Origin of the sequence: Methylocystis sp. JAN1 (genome assembly GCF_052186135.1) — a bacterium.
GTDB lineage: Bacteria > Pseudomonadota > Alphaproteobacteria > Rhizobiales > Beijerinckiaceae > Methylocystis.
In genome coordinates, this window is sequence record NZ_CP181499.1 from 3069055 (window position 1) to 3085082 (window position 16028).

The 16028-nt window shown below is 65.6% G+C and carries 15 protein-coding genes and 1 pseudogene; 10 read left to right on the top strand and 6 right to left on the bottom strand.

What is annotated here, in order from left to right:
• Window positions 1-126 precede the first annotated feature (126 nt).
• The 4 genes from ACNHKD_RS14725 (at window position 127) to ACNHKD_RS14740 (ending at window position 4923) form a co-directional block, all read left to right on the top strand.
• A complete protein-coding gene (locus tag ACNHKD_RS14725; RefSeq protein ID WP_442754231.1) occupies window positions 127-603 on the top strand; it encodes a hypothetical protein in 477 nt (158 codons plus the stop codon).
• Window positions 604-711: 108 nt separating this feature from the next.
• Window positions 712-1428 carry an ABC transporter ATP-binding protein gene (locus ACNHKD_RS14730; protein ID WP_442754232.1) on the top strand — a complete coding sequence of 239 codons (717 nt, stop codon included), beginning with the start codon at window positions 712-714 and terminating at the stop codon, window positions 1426-1428.
• Window positions 1425-3890 carry an FtsX-like permease family protein gene (locus tag ACNHKD_RS14735; RefSeq protein ID WP_442754233.1) on the top strand — a complete coding sequence of 822 codons (2466 nt, stop codon included), beginning with the start codon at window positions 1425-1427 and terminating at the stop codon, window positions 3888-3890. Before ACNHKD_RS14730 ends, ACNHKD_RS14735 begins: the two co-directional genes overlap by 4 nt.
• On the top strand, window positions 3880-4923 hold the full coding sequence (locus tag ACNHKD_RS14740; protein WP_442754234.1) for a lipocalin-like domain-containing protein: 1044 nt from the start codon (window positions 3880-3882) through the stop codon (window positions 4921-4923). Before ACNHKD_RS14735 ends, ACNHKD_RS14740 begins: the two co-directional genes overlap by 11 nt.
• A 39-nt stretch (window positions 4924-4962) precedes the next feature.
• Here ACNHKD_RS14740 and ACNHKD_RS14745 read toward each other — a convergent pair whose 3' ends face one another.
• From ACNHKD_RS14745 to ACNHKD_RS14770, 6 genes are all read right to left on the bottom strand, one after another.
• Complete coding sequence (locus ACNHKD_RS14745; RefSeq protein ID WP_442756909.1) at window positions 4963-6255, bottom strand: glycosyltransferase family 4 protein; 1293 nt, start codon at window positions 6253-6255, stop codon at window positions 4963-4965.
• Complete coding sequence (locus tag ACNHKD_RS14750; protein WP_442754235.1) at window positions 6252-6383, bottom strand: hypothetical protein; 132 nt, start codon at window positions 6381-6383, stop codon at window positions 6252-6254. The genes ACNHKD_RS14745 and ACNHKD_RS14750 overlap by 4 nt, the downstream gene beginning before the upstream one ends.
• A 161-nt stretch (window positions 6384-6544) precedes the next feature.
• Entirely contained in the window at window positions 6545-7552 is a 1008-nt protein-coding gene (hpnA, locus tag ACNHKD_RS14755; RefSeq protein ID WP_442754236.1) for a hopanoid-associated sugar epimerase, read from the bottom strand.
• Window positions 7553-7737: 185 nt separating this feature from the next.
• Entirely contained in the window at window positions 7738-8460 is a 723-nt protein-coding gene (locus ACNHKD_RS14760; RefSeq protein ID WP_442754237.1) for a CDP-alcohol phosphatidyltransferase family protein, read from the bottom strand.
• Window positions 8461-8684: 224 nt separating this feature from the next.
• Window positions 8685-9767 carry a polysaccharide biosynthesis/export family protein gene (locus ACNHKD_RS14765; protein ID WP_442754238.1) on the bottom strand — a complete coding sequence of 361 codons (1083 nt, stop codon included), beginning with the start codon at window positions 9765-9767 and terminating at the stop codon, window positions 8685-8687.
• Window positions 9768-10133: 366 nt separating this feature from the next.
• Window positions 10134-10817 (bottom strand): hypothetical protein, encoded by a 684-nt coding sequence (locus ACNHKD_RS14770; protein ID WP_442754239.1) that lies wholly within the window; start codon window positions 10815-10817, stop codon window positions 10134-10136.
• A gap of 441 nt (window positions 10818-11258) precedes the next feature.
• Between ACNHKD_RS14770 and ACNHKD_RS14775 the strand changes: the two genes are divergently transcribed.
• From ACNHKD_RS14775 to ACNHKD_RS14800, 6 genes and pseudogenes are all read left to right on the top strand, one after another.
• Entirely contained in the window at window positions 11259-12005 is a 747-nt protein-coding gene (locus ACNHKD_RS14775) for an enoyl-CoA hydratase-related protein (protein WP_442754240.1), read from the top strand.
• A 55-nt stretch (window positions 12006-12060) separates the two neighbouring features.
• On the top strand, window positions 12061-12213 hold the full coding sequence (locus ACNHKD_RS14780; RefSeq protein ID WP_442754241.1) for a hypothetical protein: 153 nt from the start codon (window positions 12061-12063) through the stop codon (window positions 12211-12213).
• 88 nt (window positions 12214-12301) lie between these two features.
• Window positions 12302-13005: pseudogene (locus tag ACNHKD_RS14785) on the top strand (SOS response-associated peptidase).
• A 92-nt stretch (window positions 13006-13097) separates the two neighbouring features.
• Entirely contained in the window at window positions 13098-14897 is a 1800-nt protein-coding gene (recQ, locus tag ACNHKD_RS14790) for a DNA helicase RecQ (RefSeq protein WP_442754242.1), read from the top strand.
• Window positions 14898-14980: 83 nt separating this feature from the next.
• Complete coding sequence (locus ACNHKD_RS14795; protein ID WP_442754243.1) at window positions 14981-15586, top strand: glutathione S-transferase family protein; 606 nt, start codon at window positions 14981-14983, stop codon at window positions 15584-15586.
• A gap of 150 nt (window positions 15587-15736) precedes the next feature.
• The gene (locus tag ACNHKD_RS14800) at window positions 15737-15952 is read left to right on the top strand and encodes a hypothetical protein (RefSeq protein ID WP_442754244.1); all 216 of its coding nucleotides are present in this window, start codon (window positions 15737-15739) and stop codon (window positions 15950-15952) included.
• Window positions 15953-16028: the final 76 nt, after the last annotated feature.

Sequence of the window (16028 nt, forward strand, 5' to 3'; positions counted from 1 at the left end):
GAGCGGCAAGGCGCCGCCGCGGCCAGGCCACTCGATTCGATCAAGTTTTCACGGATTTCGCCCGATTGCTGGCGCCATGTTTGCGACGCCCCGGAGGGGGACGCGCAGGGATGGATTGCAACCGCCATGGATATTTTCCGCGAAGCTGAAGGAGTCGATTTCGGAACCCTGCCGGGTCCTGTCGACACGCTGCTGCAACAGGGCGTTGTCGCTTATCGCAGCGACAGATTGCGCGCCGACCGCCTGTTTCGCCAGGCGCTGGATCTCGCGCCGGAAGCGCTCGCCGCCTATTTCTGTCTGTATAAGATCCATACGTATATGGGAAATCTCGAGGTCGCGAAGGAGGCGGCGCTCGACGGCATGCGCGAAGCGGCGCGCCAGGCCGGATGGTCGAGCGATCCGAAGCTCTGGCCGAGAGGCCAATCCCACACGGACGGGCCGGCGCGCTTCGCGCTCTTCACGCTCAAGGCCCTGAGCTTCATCGAATTGAAGCGCGGCGACCGCGCGGCGGCGGACTCCCTGCTGCAAATCCTCTCCCGCGTCGATCCGGCGGGCAGCGTCGGCTGGCCCGTGATCGCCGCGCTTGCGGAGGGCGCCGCTTAAAGCTGCGGCGATTGTCGGAAAAGCGACGGGCGAAGCGGAACGCTTTTCTCTATATGATGGTGGCGGCGCAGCCTTGCGCCGCGATCTTTGTTTCGAGAAGGCCCTCGCTTGAACGCTCCATCGGTCCGCGCCGGCCAGGCGCCCGCCGACACGCTTGCCTCCCCGCTGCTGCGCGTCGTAAATCTGCGCAAATCCTACGCAACGCCCCAAGGCCCCCTGCCCGTGCTGCGCGGGATCGACCTTTCGCTTCGCGCAGGAGAAACCCTTGCGCTGATGGGGGAGTCCGGCAGCGGCAAGAGCACGCTGCTGCATCTCGTCGGCGCGCTCGATCGCGCCGATGGCGGCGAGATCCTGCTCGACGGCGTCGATATAGCGCGACTGTCCGAGAACGCCCGGGCGACGCTGCGGCGAGAAGCGATCGGCATCGTCTTTCAGCAGTTCAATCTCGTCGCGAGCCTCACCGTCGCCGAGAATCTCGCCTTTCAAGCGCGGCTCGCGGGGCGCTACGATCCGATCTGGCAGGCGCGGCTCACGCAAAGGCTCGGGCTCGAAAGACTTGTCTCGCGTTATCCCGAGCAGCTTTCCGGCGGCCAGCAGCAGCGCGTGGCCGTGGGCCGCGCTCTCGCCGTCCGGCCCAGGCTCCTGCTCGCGGACGAGCCCACCGGCAATCTGGACGAGGCCGCGGGAGACGCCGTCATGTCCCTGACGCTCGAACTCGTCGCCGAGACGGGCTGCGCCTTCCTCATGGTCACGCACAGCCTCCGTCTCGCAGCGCGGCTGGAACGGCGGGAGACGCTCGTCGCGGGCGCCTTGGCCGCTTCATGAGAGAGACTTTCTTCGCGCTCGCCGCGTTGATGAGCCACTGGCGCCGGCACAAGGCCAATTTCGCGACGCTCGTCATCGGCCTCGCCATCGCGACCGCCTTGTGGAGCGGCGTGCAGGCGCTGAACGCGCAGGCGCGGAAAAGCTATGACAGCGCGGCGGCCGTCTTCTCCGGCGGCGGCTTGCAGAATCTCGTCGCGGCGCGCGGCGGCTTTTTCCCCCAGGAGCTGTTCGTTCGCTTGCGTCGCGCGGGGGTGAAGGTCTCGCCCGTTGTCGAAGGCGCCGCACGCATCGGCGGGAGGAGCGTCCGCCTTATCGGCGTCGAGCCGCTGACCCTGCCCGCCGCGACGACGCTCGCGCCTTTGCGCGCGAACGAGGTGGCGAAGAACATTCTCACTGGCGAAGGGCGCAGCTTCGCCGCGCCGCAGACTTTGCATGACCTGCGTCTCGAAATCGGCGCGCGCGCCAAAACCGAACGCGGCTTTCTTTTGCCGCCGATCCATGAAATCGAGGCGCCGCCGCCGGGCGCCATCGTGGTGGATATCGGCGTCGCGCAGAAGGCGCTCGACAAGCGGCAGAGCCTCTCGCGCCTGATCGTCTCGAACGAGACGCGCCTCGATCCGGCGAGGCTCGGCGACATTGCAGGCGACAGGCTGCGCATCGTCGAATCCGACGAAGAAAGCGATCTGTCGCGCCTCACCGACAGCTTCCATCTCAATCTCACAGCTTTTGGCCTGCTCGCCTTCCTCGTCGGCTTCTTCATCGTCAACGCGTCTTTCGGCCTCGCTTTCGAGCAGCGCCTGCCGACGGTGCGGACGCTGCGCGCGCTCGGCGTCTCCGCGCGCGCGCTCTCGGTCGCGCTCTTCTGCGAGCTTGTCCTGTTCACGCTCCTTGCCGGGGGGCTTGGCGTCATCGGCGGCTACTTCATCGCGGCCGCCTTGCTGCCGGACGTGGCCGCGAGCCTTGAAGGGCTCTATGGCGCGCAGCTTTCGGGAACGCTCGCGCTCGATTGGCGCTGGTGGCTCTCGGGCGTCGCGATGGCGGGCGCGGGCGCGGCGCTCGCGGCCGGGAGCGGCCTGCTGAAAACGCTGCGCCTGCCTGTGCTTTCCGTCGCGCGACCCATCGCCTGGCGCGAGGCGCATCGGCGCTATCTGCGCCGGCAAGCCGCTTTCGCGGCGCTCGCGCTCATAGGCGCGGCGTTCGCCTATCGCCTCGCGGACGGACTCGTGATGGGCTTCATGGCGATCGCGCTCACGCTGCTCGGCGCCGCGTTGTTCCTGCCCCTCGCGCTCGAAGCCATGCTTCGCCTTGGCGAGCGCCTGGCGCGGCGTCCTCTCGCGCGCTGGTTCTTCGCCGACGGTCGGCAGGAAATCTCGGGCCTCTCGCTCGCGCTCATGGCGCTGCTGCTCGCGCTTGCGACCAATATCGGCGTCGGCGGCATGGTGGAGGGTTTTCGCCAGACCTTTGTTGGCTGGCTGGACGACAGGCTCGTCGCCGAAGTTTATTACGAGGCGGCGACGCCCGCCGACGCGCGCGAGATCGGGGAATGGCTCAAAGCGCGTCCCGAAGTAGCGGCGATCCTTCCCGTCTGGCGCGCGAAGACGCGGCTCTCCGATTGGCCGGTCGAGATTATCGGCATGGTTCCGCATGAGACCTATTCGGCGCATTTCACCCTGCTCGAAGGCGGCGCGGAAGCCTGGCGGACGCTGCATGAGGAAGACGCCGTGCTTGTCAGCGAGCAGCTTGCGCGCCGCCTCAATATCGGGCTCGGCGCGACGCTCGACATTCCGACGTCGCAGGACGTCTGGCGCGCCAGGGTCGTCGGCATTTTCCCGGATTACGGCAATCCGCGCGGGCAATTGCGCGTGGATCACGCGCGTGTCGCGCGCTATTTTCCGGACTTCCCGGGCGTGAATTATTCGCTGCGCGTCGCGGGCGCCGGCGTTCCGCAGTTGATGGAGGACATGCAGACGCGCTTCGGATCGAAGATCACGCGCCTCGTCGACAACGCCGACGTGAAAAAGATTTCGAAAGATATTTTCGAGCGCACCTTCACCGTCACGGCGGCGTTGAACACGCTGACGCTCATCGTTTCGGCCGTCGCGCTTTTCGCAAGTCTCCTGACGCTGAGCAATCTGCGCATCGCCCATATTGCTCCCGTCTGGGCGGTCGGCGTGACGCGGCGCCGGCTCGCCGGACTGGAGCTGCTGCGCATTCTGCTCTTTTCGGCGGGCGCGGCGCTTATCGCCATTCCGCTCGGCGTTTTCTTGACCTGGGGGCTCGTCGCCATCGTCAATGTCGTCGCCTTCGGCTGGCGCCTGCCCTTGCATGTGTTTCCCGCCCAATGGGCGCAGGTCTTCGCCGTCGCGCTTTTGACCGCCCTTGTCGCCTCTGTGGTTCCGGCGCTGCGGCTCGCGCGCAGCGCCCCTGCTGAACTGCTGAAGGTTTTCGCCAATGAAAGGTAGGCTCGTCACCGCCGCGCTCGCCCTGTTGGCGCCGGCGCTTGCGCAGGCGCAGGGTTTTGGCGGGCTCGGCGCCGAGGCGCCGGGCTTCGACATTCCCAAGCCCGGAACGCCGATCGCGTTCCCGAAAGATCACGGCGCGCATTCGACGTTCCGCACCGAATGGTGGTATCTCACCGCCAATCTTCACGGCGCCGACGGCGCGTCTTACGGCGTGCAATGGACGCTCTTTCGCCATGCGCTTGCAGCCGGCGACGGAAAGGGCTGGGACGACCGAAATATCTGGATGGCGCACGCCGCCGCAACGAGCGCCGGCGAGCATCTCTTCAAGCAGACCATCTCGCGCGGCGGCGTCGGACAGGCGGGCGTCGAGGCCGCGCCGTTCAAAGCGTGGATCGACGACTGGTCCTTCGAGGCTTTCGACGCCGGCTTCACGCGGGCGCGCGTCACGGCGCGCGACTCAAGCTTCTCCTATTCGCTGACCCTTACGCGCAACGGCCCTTTCGTTCTGCAAGGAGAAAGCGGCTTCAGCCGCAAGTCGGAGACGGGTCAAGCTTCCCATTATTACAGCGCTCCTTTCTTTTCGGTCGACGGAACGCTATCTCTGCATGGGCGCGAGGTGAAGGTTGCAGGCCGCGCCTGGATGGACCGCGAATGGAGCAGCCAACCGCTCGCGCCGGACCAGAAAGGCTGGGACTGGTTCTCGCTGCATCTCGCGAGCGGCGAAAAGCTCATGCTCTTCCGGCTGCGCGGCGCCCGCTTTTACTACTCCGGCAATTGGATCGCCACGGACGGGACGACGCATCCGCTCGCGGGCGACGACATCGCGCTGGAGCCTTTGGCCGAAACGGCGATCGGAGAACACAACATGCCGACGCGCTGGCGCGTGAAAGTGAAAAGCCGCGGGCTGGACATCGACACAACGCCGCTCAATCCGCGGAGCTGGAACGGCGGAACGTCGTCTTACTGGGAGGGACCAATCTCTCTTGCAGGCACGCAGAGCGGCGAGGGCTATCTCGAAATGACGGGATACTGACGAGCGCATCATAGGGAGGGATCAGCCGAACGTATGACGTTACAGCGCCGCCAGAAAGGTCTCGATGGTTTCGAAAAAAACATCCGGCGCGTTGACGATCTTCACCTCCGCCATCCGCGCCAGCGTCGCAGCGCGGCGCCGCGATTCTGGCTCCGAATAATCGCGGATCGCCTGCAGCCAGCCGAGCCCGTCGAGCGGATGCAGATAATCGGGGGCGGCGCCGCCAACCTCCCGAAAAACGTCGAGATCGGAGGCGATCACCGGCGCGCCCGCGACCAGCGCCTCCGCCACAGGAAGCCCGAAGCCCTCGCCGAAGGACGGCATGAGCAATGCGCGAGCGCCGGCCATTAACTGGCGCAGGCCCGGCGTCGAGAGCCCGGCCGCCTCGACGACATTGGCGGCGAGCGCCGGACAGCGCGCCATCATGTCCACGACATTCTCATTGAGCCAGCCGCGCTTGCCGACGACGACGAGCTTCGGCGCGCGCCCGCGCGACGCCAGCTCTCGCCAGACATTGAGCAGCAGCAGATGGTTCTTGCGCGGCTCGATCGTGCCGCAGACCACGAAATAATCGACTCCTGCGAGCTCCCGCGGCGGTTCTGTCGCGGCCTCGAAGACGGGTGAGACCGGAAGCCGCGCGACACAAACAGGAATCTCCGCGCGACCGTTTTCGGCGGCGAAGGCCTTGAACCGGGTCGCCACCTCGCGCGCGCTGACGACGACGCCGGCGGCGAAGCGGCAGATATTACGGTTGCGGCGCGGGTGCAGCATCGCCTCGACGGGCCGGAAAAACTGCGGCTGATCCACTGGCAGCAGGTCATAGACGAAAGAAACCGGCTTCACGTCGGGCCGCGAACCGAGCCAGCGCACATACCAGGGGCGGTCGAGCAGGAATTGCGTGCCGTTGAAATAGACCGCGCCTTGCGGGATCTCGCTTGGCGGGCGCCCGAGATGCAGCGCCCAGTCGCGCAGCGCCCGCCAGTTGCGCGCGATGCGCTCCGTTCCCGGCTTGCGTTCGAGCCGCGCCCGTGCGATGCGCGCGCCTTTGGGCGCCGTCAGCGCGGCGACGACCGCTTGGTAGACGGCGTCTCGCGCAACGTCGCCGTCCTCGCGCCAGAACGACTCGATTTCGTCGATCGCCTCCAGCGCTTTTCGCGTCTCGGCGAGACGGGGACCGAAGGCGGTGCAAGACAGCGGAACGGCGCCGCGGCTCAAGAAGCGCCGCGCGAGGGCGAAGTCGACCCGGTCGATGCCATTGGGGGAAGTGTTGAGTCCGCGCGTGACGAGTCGCGTGACATCGTAGACGACGGGGGGCATGGAGGCGCGGCTCATCGGCACTGCACCGCGCCCGAGCGGCATTTCCACACTTCCAGCGCGTCATTCGCCTCGCGCACCGCGCGCTCGCTCTCCTTGTCGAGGCAGGTGCGATATTTGAACACGGCCTTGATGAAGGCTTGCACTTCCAGCTCGCACGCATCCACTGACGCGGGCGCGTCGATGCAGCCCGGACGCGGCGGCGGCGCGCAAAAATTGAACCCGCTCGGCGGCTCGCCCGCCAGGCTGCTCGGTAAGGAAGCGAAAAGGACGATGACGGCCGCGGCGGCGCGTTGCGGCGCCCGGCTTATCCTCGCATCCGGCTCTTTCGGGAAGCGTTGCGGAACCAATCTACAGCGTCCTCGATGGCGAGCCGCGCCGGCCTGGTTTCATATCCGAGCTCGCGCCGCGCCTTCCGGTCGTCGAAGAACATGCGCGTGCGGGACATTTTCAAGCTGTCGCAATGCAAAAAAGGTTCGTAGCCCATCAGGCGCGCGCCCCATTCGTTGGCGTAGGCCAAGGGCATGAGCGGTCCTGCGGGCAGTTTGAATCGTGGCGCCGGACGGCCTGTCAGGCGCGAAATTTCCGTCAGCAGGTCGCACAAAGTCAAGTTTTCGCCGCCGAGGATATAACGCTCGCCGATCCGCCCCCGCTCCATGGCGGCGAGATGCCCGGCGGCGACGTCGTCGACATGGGCGATATTGAGCCCGGTTTCGACATAGGCCGGCATCGCCCCGCGAATCGCCTCTGAGACGATCCGGCCGGTGGGCGTCGGCTTTACGTCGCCGGGCCCGAGCGGCGCCGAGGGGCAGACGATGACCGCCGGCAGGCCTTCCTTTTCAATCATCGTCTCGACGAGCCGCTCGGAGACGATCTTGCTCCGCTTATAGGCGCCGACGGCCTTCTCGGGCGCGAGACGGCTTTCCTCCGTGCAGACGCAGCCATTCTCCGCAGCGAGCGTCGCCACGCTCGAGGTATGGACGATGCGCTCGACGCCCTCCCGCATCGCTTCCCGCATGACGATCTCGGCGCCGCGGACATTCACGTGGAAGACGGGCTCAGGATCAGGAACCCAAAGACGATAATTGGCGGCGACGTGAAAGACCCAACGCACGCCCTTCATGGCGGCCCGGACGCTCTCCGCGTCCGTGACGTCTCCCGCGACCCTCTCGCATTCGGGCGGGACATTGCCCTGTAAGCTCGTTGGCCGCACAAGCGTGCGGACGGAATGGCCCTTTGCAAGCAACCCCCGCGCGACAGCGCCGCCGATAAAGCCGCTCGCGCCCGTGACAAGCACCAAGTCTTTATTGCTCATATGCCAGCGCCGCAAACCCTGATGAAGGCGGTATGGCGCTTCGCGACACCACAACCAACGCGATTACGGGTTTTACTTTCTGTCGCGACGGTTTGCGAGCGTCACCGTGCCGCCGCGGCATGGAAAATACCGGCGCGCCCTCGCGCAAGAAAACGCAACGTCTTCGCGCGGAAAAATGCAACGTCTTATCGCGCGACCTGCTCCGCCAGATCAGGCTTGGGCAATTCGAAGAGGACGTCCTGCCCAGGCGCGCGCATTGCCGCCTTGGCCTTCTGCGCCGCCCGCTCCTCATGCTGCAGGCGGCTGAGATCGTTGCGGACGATCCAGACGAACCCCAGGAAGGTGCAGGCGGACAGAAGGCCGATGACCACGTCGAGCGCGATGAAGGAAAAGAGTCGGCCCGTGGCGATCCCGGGTCCGAGCCAGGCGGCGAACAGCGCCCAGGAAGCGACCAGAATGCGGAATTCCGTGGCGCCCATGCCGCCATAGGACAGGCGATGCACGCTTTCTGTCACGACGCGGAGATAAGTGTAGGAGCTCATCAGCAGATAGAGCGACAAAACCAGCAGCGCCGAGGGAATGGTGAAGAAGGGAGAGAAACCCAGGCCGACGACGATCAGCGTCTGGGCGATCAGATCGGCCGAATGGTCGATGAAATAACCATAATGAGGCCGCTCGATCTTGCGATAGCGCGCCAGCGTGCCATCGAGCGAATCGCCGAACCAGTTGAGAAACAGGCCGAAGACGACCGCGAAAAGGAACCAGTTCGACCACCAGCAGGCGATGAAACCAGAGGCCGTCACCAAGGCGCCCACCAAGCCAATTGACGTGAGATGATCGGGCGTTACGGAAGGGGGCAGGCGACGGACAAGCCACGCGAGCGTCGCGCGCTCGGCGATCGCGAGCATACTATCATTAATTCTGACGTTGGCCACGACGCCCTCCTGGAACAACGCTTAGCAATCAATCCTGGCGTTTCTGCCAGGCAGCGACGTAAAACTACGAGGCTCAGAGGCGCGAGACGCGACGAATGGTTCGGATCGGAACGCCTCTATTGTCTCCCATACCAGCCTCCCGGTCAAGGACGCAGCCCTCGATCGGGAGGTAATTTTGCGGCGCAACACGCTCATCGTCACCGCGCGATCCGACTGACCGCGACACCTTGAATCGCCGGCTGCGAAAGCGTTTGCACGAGTTGCACCACCTTGCCGACCTCGGCCAGCGGCGAGTTCGACACATAGATGATGTCCTTGTCCCGGATCGCGAATCGCCGCGCCGCGAAAAGCGCGGACGGATCTTTCATATTCAGATGGTAGGCGACGGGAATATTCTGGTGCTCCAAGAGTTTCGGCGACACGTTCGGGAACTCCCGAACGAGCGGCTCCGGCTCGTAGCGCATGACGAACAAGCCGTCGGGATCCGCGCGATTGTCGGCCAGGCCGCCCGACTTCCCGAGGGCCTCCTCCAGCGTGATGCCTCGCGCGTCGAAGGGAATCACGGCGCCGTTGGCGCCCGTCGCGCCGACGACCGTAAAAGTCTGCGGGCGGCTCTCGACGGTGAGGACGTCGCCCGGTCGAACGAAAATGTTCTCGCTCGGATTGGCGAGCAGCGCCTGCAGGGGCGCGCGCGCCGTGCGATTGCCGCGCGTGACGCTGATGAAGGTCTCGTGGACGGGCGAGCGATAGCCGCCCGCCACAGCGATGACGTCGAGGACCTTGTCGCCGCGCAGCGAGAGAGGCACGCGGGCGCCGTTGGCGACTTCGCCGGTCACGGTGGCCGTATTACTGACGTTGTGGGTGACGCTGACGAGGGCCTGCGGCTCGATCGCCTTGCCGCGCAGCCGCTCCACGATTGCGGCTTCGACCTGTTGCTGCGTGCGGCCGGCGACCTGAATGCGCCCGGCATAGGGCACGGTTATCGAGCCGTCGCGCCCGACGCTTTGCTCCGGAATCGCGGCCGAACGCGAACCCGGCGCGACATTGCCGCCCTCGGGCCCGGCTGAAAAGAGGCCGCCGGCGGCCGCCTCCCAAACCGTCACCTGAAGAGAATCGCCGACCCCGATCACCTGCGAAGCCGACGGGCGATAATCGCCGAAAAAGCCCCGCAGAGTCGGCGGCGCGCGGCGCGCAAGAATGTCGAGCGTACGCCCGTTGATCTCGACCCAAGCGAAGGGCTCCGCCCCCTCGGCCGGCGGCGAATAGACGCTTTGCACCATATCGTCGCGCGAGGGGCCGCTGGCCGGCGTCAGCCCGCAGCCCGACAATTGGCCCGCGACGAACGCGAAGGCTAAACACTTAAAAAGAGTGACGCACGAAGTTCTCAAAGCCGCTCCAAACGCGCCAGAGCCTCAATCCGGAGAGGCTCAAACTACCAGACTGCGCCCAGCACTTCCAACGCCTTACGGGTAGGAGGACCTCGACGCCGCTCAATTGTCTCCCCATGTGGCGGTTATGTCACAGCCCATTGTTAAGGTTGATTAACCGCTACCCGAATTCCGAAAATAAGGTTGTACGAACCTTAACGCCGAAACCCGCTACCGAGGGATCCATGTCCGCCAAGGTTACGCTGCAATGCGGCAAAATTAGTCCTCGCGGCCTGAAGCGGCCGTAATTTTCCGGCCGTCGAGAAAAAGCTTCGCGATCAGCCCCATCACCGTGAGGCCCGCGAGCGACATGATCGCCAGGTCGATGGGCGGCAACCTTTCCCCGATCGTCTCCGGGACGCCGAGCAAAAAGGCGGCGAAAGGCCAGAGCGCCAGCAGAACGCGGAACTCGGTCACCCCGATCCCGATATAGGCCATCTGGTCTACATGCCGGGTCGCCGCCCGGATGTAACCATAGGCGGAAAAGAGCAGGTAGCAGACGATGACGATCGTGGCCGAACGCATTGTCAGGAAGGGCGAGAATCCATAAGCCAGCAGGATCGCCAGATGGGAGAAGATTTCGCCCAGATGATGCGCCATGCTTTCCGCGGCGGCCTCGGCGCCCCGGCTGCGGGCGAGCGGCAAATCGACCGAAAGCCCGAACCAGTTCACGGTCATCGCAGCGGGAAGGAGCGAGACGGCGCCCGGCCAGTTCCGGGCGGCGACGAGGGTCGTCGCGGCGGCGAGGGCGCCCAGGACGCCAAGGCCCGAAAGCTGCACGGGATCGACGCTATCGGGAACTTTCTCGACGAGCGACTGGACGAGCCGCTGCTCCCCAGCGCGCAGGAAACTCTGCGTGCGCTGCGCCGGATCGCCGAAGAACCAACTGAAAAATCCGCGCATTCCCGCCGCCCTGATGGCCGCCCCGGCGCTGGCTGGCCGACGCCCGCAAAATTATCCGTTTTGCGGAAGCAATGATAGCCGATACGCCGACAAGACGCCTGAAAGCAGGGCTTAAGCGCATCCGTCCCGCCTTGCAAGGGCGCCTGGGGGCTAAAGGACGCGTAACACCCTAATCTTAGAAAAGTTTTTCCGAATTGTTCAGTTTTCGGCACAGGGGCGCAAGCGGCGTTCGGTTCTCAGATTTCTTCCGATTTTCGAGCCAAGCGAGGCGCCGTCGCCCACGCGCGGACGGCGTCGGCTTCACCGCGGCGAGCGCGACCGCCGCCGCGCCAGAATCCCATTGCGAAAAGGAAGAACCCGGAGCTTTCTAGACGGACTGGGAAAAGCCCGTCGGCGCCGCGCCGCCTTCGGGCGGGCCTCGGAGCGCGCGAGGAGCCGACGATGACCGAGAAGGTTCTTGTTGCCAGAGAGAACGGCGTTCTTCGGCTCCTGTTCAACCGCCCCGAAAAGAAGAACGCCCTGGATCGCGAGACATATCTCGCCGCGATCGCGGCGCTGGACGCGGCGCGAGCCGATGACGGCGTCCGGGCGGTCCTTTTCGCGGGAGCCGACGGCGACTTCACGGCCGGCAACGACCTCGCCGACTTCCGGGATTTCCTGGACCAACCCGGCGCGTTCCCGGCCCTGACCTTCGTGAAGACGATCGCGGCCTTCGAGAAGCCGATGGTCGCCGCCGTGGCCGGGGACGCGATTGGCGTTGGAACCACCATGCTGTTCCATTGCGACCTCGTCTATGCGAGCCCGGAAGCGCGGCTGCGCATGCCTTTCATCGACCTCGGCCTCGTGCCGGAGGCGGGAGCGAGCCTTCTGGTTCCGCAACGGCTCGGCCTGGCGCGGGCTTCGCAATATCTGCTCCTCGGCGACGGCTTTTCGGGCGCCGAAGCGCATGCGCTTGGTCTGATCAACGCGCTTGCGCCACCGGAGTCGGTGCTGGCGACCGCCATGGCCGCGGCGCAGAAACTCGCCGCCAAGCCCCCGGCCGCGCTCATGGCCTCGCGCCGGTTGATGCGCGGCGATCCGACGGACATTCTCGCGCGGATCGACGAAGAGGCGGCGATTTTCGCGAAAGCGCTCGCCTCGCCCACGACGCGCGAACGGCTCGCGGCCTTTTTCGCCAAGGCAAGATAAGGTCAGTCGGTCTTCTATATTGGCGTAATTGACGAGATGCGAGGCGCGGATCACGATGATCCGCATCTTTTCGCCCGCGCAGGTCGCCACGAGGCGCTCCGCGCCGGGCGCCCGGTCCCGCAACTGGCGGGAGCCCGAAGCGACGCTCGCCAGGGCGATGGCGTCGGGTCTCGCCCATGCGCCCAAAACGAGCTTGTGCGGCCGATAACAATTCCTTGCCGGAAACGCGGCGGTAAGCTGCGCGTTGAGGGCGGCGCGCCTCTCCGATATAAGCGCGGCGCAAGGGACAAAAACTTATGTGCGGACGTTACGCGCTGACTTCGGCGCCGGAGGCCGTCAGGCGGCTGTTCGGCTATGCCGAAACGCCAAACTTTCCGCCCCGTTACAATATCGCGCCGACGCAGCCCATTCCGATTGTCACGGGTGAGCGCGGCGATCGCGCGCCGCGCCGCTTCATGCTGGCCCGCTGGGGCTTTCTGCCTGGCTTTGCAAAAGATCCGCGAAATTTTCCGTTGATCGTCAACGCTAGGTCCGAGACGGTCCTCGATAAGGCGAGCTTTCGCGCCGCGATGAAGCGGCGGCGCTGCCTCGTGCCCGCCGACGCCTATTACGAATGGCTGAATCTTGGCGGCGCGGGACGCAGAATTGAGAAAAAGCCCTATCTCTTCCGCCGCGCCGACGGGGCGCCGATGGGCTTCGCCGGTTTGTGGGAAACCTATTCGGAGCGGACGGGTCGGAGATCGACACGGCCTGCATTCTGACGACGCGGGGCAACGCCGCGACCGTCGCCGTCTGTGACCGCATGCCTGTCATATTGGAGCCGCAGGATTTCGCCGCCTGGCTCGATTGCGACGACGTTTCCGACCGGAGCGCGGCCGGGCTGCTGAGGCCGGCGGCCGAGGACGCGCTGTCATTTTTCGAGATCGGCCCCGCCGTGAACAAGGTGTCGAGCGACGGGCCGGAGTTGCAGGAGCCGCTCGCGCGCAGCCTGCTCATTTGATTATTGGAGCTACGTCCTTGCGGGGGCGCGGAGCGAAGCAATGACGGGCGTCGCAAATAGCCCGCAACCCTCGCTTATGCTATCCCGCAGGCATGTCCGACCTCCCCCCGCAAGCCCGCGCGCTGCTCAAATCCGTCTTCGGCTATGACGACTTTCGCCCCGGTCAGGCGGAGATCATCGCCGCCGCGCTCGCCGGCGGACCGGTTCTCGCGGTCATGCCCACCGGCAGCGGCAAATCCATGTGCTACCAGCTTCCGGCCATCATGGAGGGGGCGCTCACCGTCGTGGTCTCGCCGCTCATCGCGCTGATGCGCGATCAGGTGCGACAGATGCGGGCGCTTGGCGTCGCCGCGGCGACCCTCAACTCCATGAATGGCGCCGAGGAGAATGACGAGGCGCGCCGCGCCATGCGCGAGGGCGACCTGCGCCTTCTCTACGTCTCGCCCGAGCGGCTGATGATGGACGGCCTCATCGCCGATCTGCGCCGCGCGCGCCCGCGCCGCCTCGCGATCGACGAAGCGCATTGCGTCTCGGAATGGGGGCACGACTTCCGCCCGGAATATCGCGAGATCGGCCGCGCCGCCGAGGCGCTGGGCGGCATCCAGGTCGTCGGCCTCACCGCCACCGCCGACGCCGCGACGCGCGAGGATATCGCCAGGCGTCTCTTCCCCTCGCCGCCGCAGCTCTTCCTGCACAGTTTCGACCGGCCCAACATCGCGCTCAATTTCGCGCTGAAGGAGCAGCCGCGCCGGCAATTGTCGCGCTTTCTCGAACGCCACAAGGGCGAGAGCGGCATTGTCTATTGCTCCTCGCGCCAGCGCACGGAAGACCTCGCCGCCTATTTCGTTGACCAGGGCTACGACGCCCTTCCCTATCACGCGGGCCTCGATCAAACGATGCGCAACCGCAACGGCGACCGCTTCCTGCGGGAGGACGGCGTCATCGCCGTCGCGACCATCGCTTTCGGCATGGGCGTCAACAAGCCGGACGTGCGCTTCGTGGCCCATGCCGACATGCCGTCCTCCGTGGAGAGCTATTACCAGGAGATCGGCCGCGCGGGCCGTGACGGGCTGCCCGCCGACACGCTGACGCTCTACGGCCTCGACGACATGGCGTTCCGCCGCCGCCGCATCGACGAGAAGGAGGTGAGCGAAGAACGCCGCCGCATCGAGCATGACCGATTCTCCGCGCTCGCCATGCTTTGCGAGACGCCGCGCTGCCGGCGCCAGACGCTGCTGGCCTATTTCGCCGAGGAAGCGCCGCCCTGCGAGCGCTGCGACGTGTGCCAGGGCAAGGTTTCGGTCTTCGACGGCCTCATCCCCGCGCAAAAGGCGCTCTCAGCCGTCTATCGCACCGGCCAGCGTTTCGGCGCGAACCATATCGCCGACGTGCTGCGCGGCGAAGCGACCGAGGCCGTTCGCCGCCACGGGCATGACGCGATCAAGACCTTCGGCGTCGGGAAGGATCACGCCAAACAGGAGTGGGCCTCGATCCTGCGCCAGCTTTTCGCCGCCGGCGCCTTGCAGACGGCGAGTGCGGAGCATGGCGGCTTCGCGCTCACGGCGAAAGGCGAGGACATCCTGTTCGGTCGCGAAAAAATCATGCTGCGCAGCGACCCGCTGGCGCGCCGCGAGCGCCAGCGCAAAGAGACGCCGAATCTCGACGAGACCACCGAGCGCATCCTCGCGGCGCTCAAACGCAAACGGCGCGCGCTCGCGCAGGAGGAGGGCGTGCCGGCCTATGTGATCTTTGCCGACCGCACACTGATCGACATGGCGGAAAAACGCCCCGCGACGCTCGACGAACTGCTTGAGGTGCATGGCGTGGGCGAACGGAAAGTGGCCCGCTATGGCGATGCATTTCTAGAGGCGCTGGAAGAGGCGCTGCGTTGACTCTCCCTCTTCCCGCTTGCGGGGAGAGGGGGACGCCGCTTGGCGCCCCCGTTGCAATCTCCACGCAACCGAAAGGCGCGCCCATGAAATTCTACATGACGCCGGGCTCCTGCTCGACCGGCATTCACATCCTGCTTGAGGAAATCGGCCTTGTTTTCGAGGCCTATGTTCTCAACCTGCCACGCGGCGACCATCTCAAGCCGGAATATCTCGCCATCAATCCGCAGGGCACGATTCCGACGCTCGTTCTCGACGACGGGACGGCGCTGACCGATTTTGTCGGCATTGCGACATGGCTGGCGCAGACCTATCCCCGGCGCAAGCTCCTGCCCGACGATCCCGTCCTCGCCGACGAGGCGCGCGCCATGCTCGCCTTCTGCACGCGCCACATCCACGGAGAGGCCTTCCGCCGCGTCTTCACGCCCGACCGCTACGGACCGGACCCGGACGCCACGATCGCGGAGGGCCATGCGATCGCGGCCTCCGCCTTCGAGACCGTCGACCGGGAGATCGCAGGCCGTGAATACGCCGTCGGCCCCTTCTCCATCGCCGACGCAGCGCTGTTCTATGTCGAATTCTGGGCGGACAAGATCGGCATGGCCCTGCCCCTGAACTGCTCTTCGCATTATCAGCGCATGAAGGCGCGGCCCGCCGTGCGGCAGGTGCTGGCGGAGGAAGGCTATCGCTGAACGGACTTGAATCCCCCCTCATTGCGAACGAAGCGGATCAAAATCCGGAGCCGCAATGGCGCGCTCCGGATTGCTTCGTCGTCTTCGCCCGCCGCAACTGGGCGGCCAGGGCGGCGGACGCCGCGCTGCGCAGGCTTCTCGAAACGACCCATGCCGGCTGAAAGACGACGCGAAGGGCGCGGCGATGAAGACGGCGCCGGACAGATCACGATTGAGGGCGACCGCTTCAACGTCACATTTTCGCTGTGGCGGCTCACGGCGGCGGCGTTGGCGGGCTTCGCGAGCCTCATTTCGGATATAATGGCGGGCATTCCGGCCATCCGCATGATTTTGATCGGAGAAGACTTGGAAATATCAAATAGTTAACGCAACCAGAAAACCCCTCTTAACACGTGCAATCGCTTGCCGTTCCGGGGTAGAATGGGCTTTACGAATCAAAGGC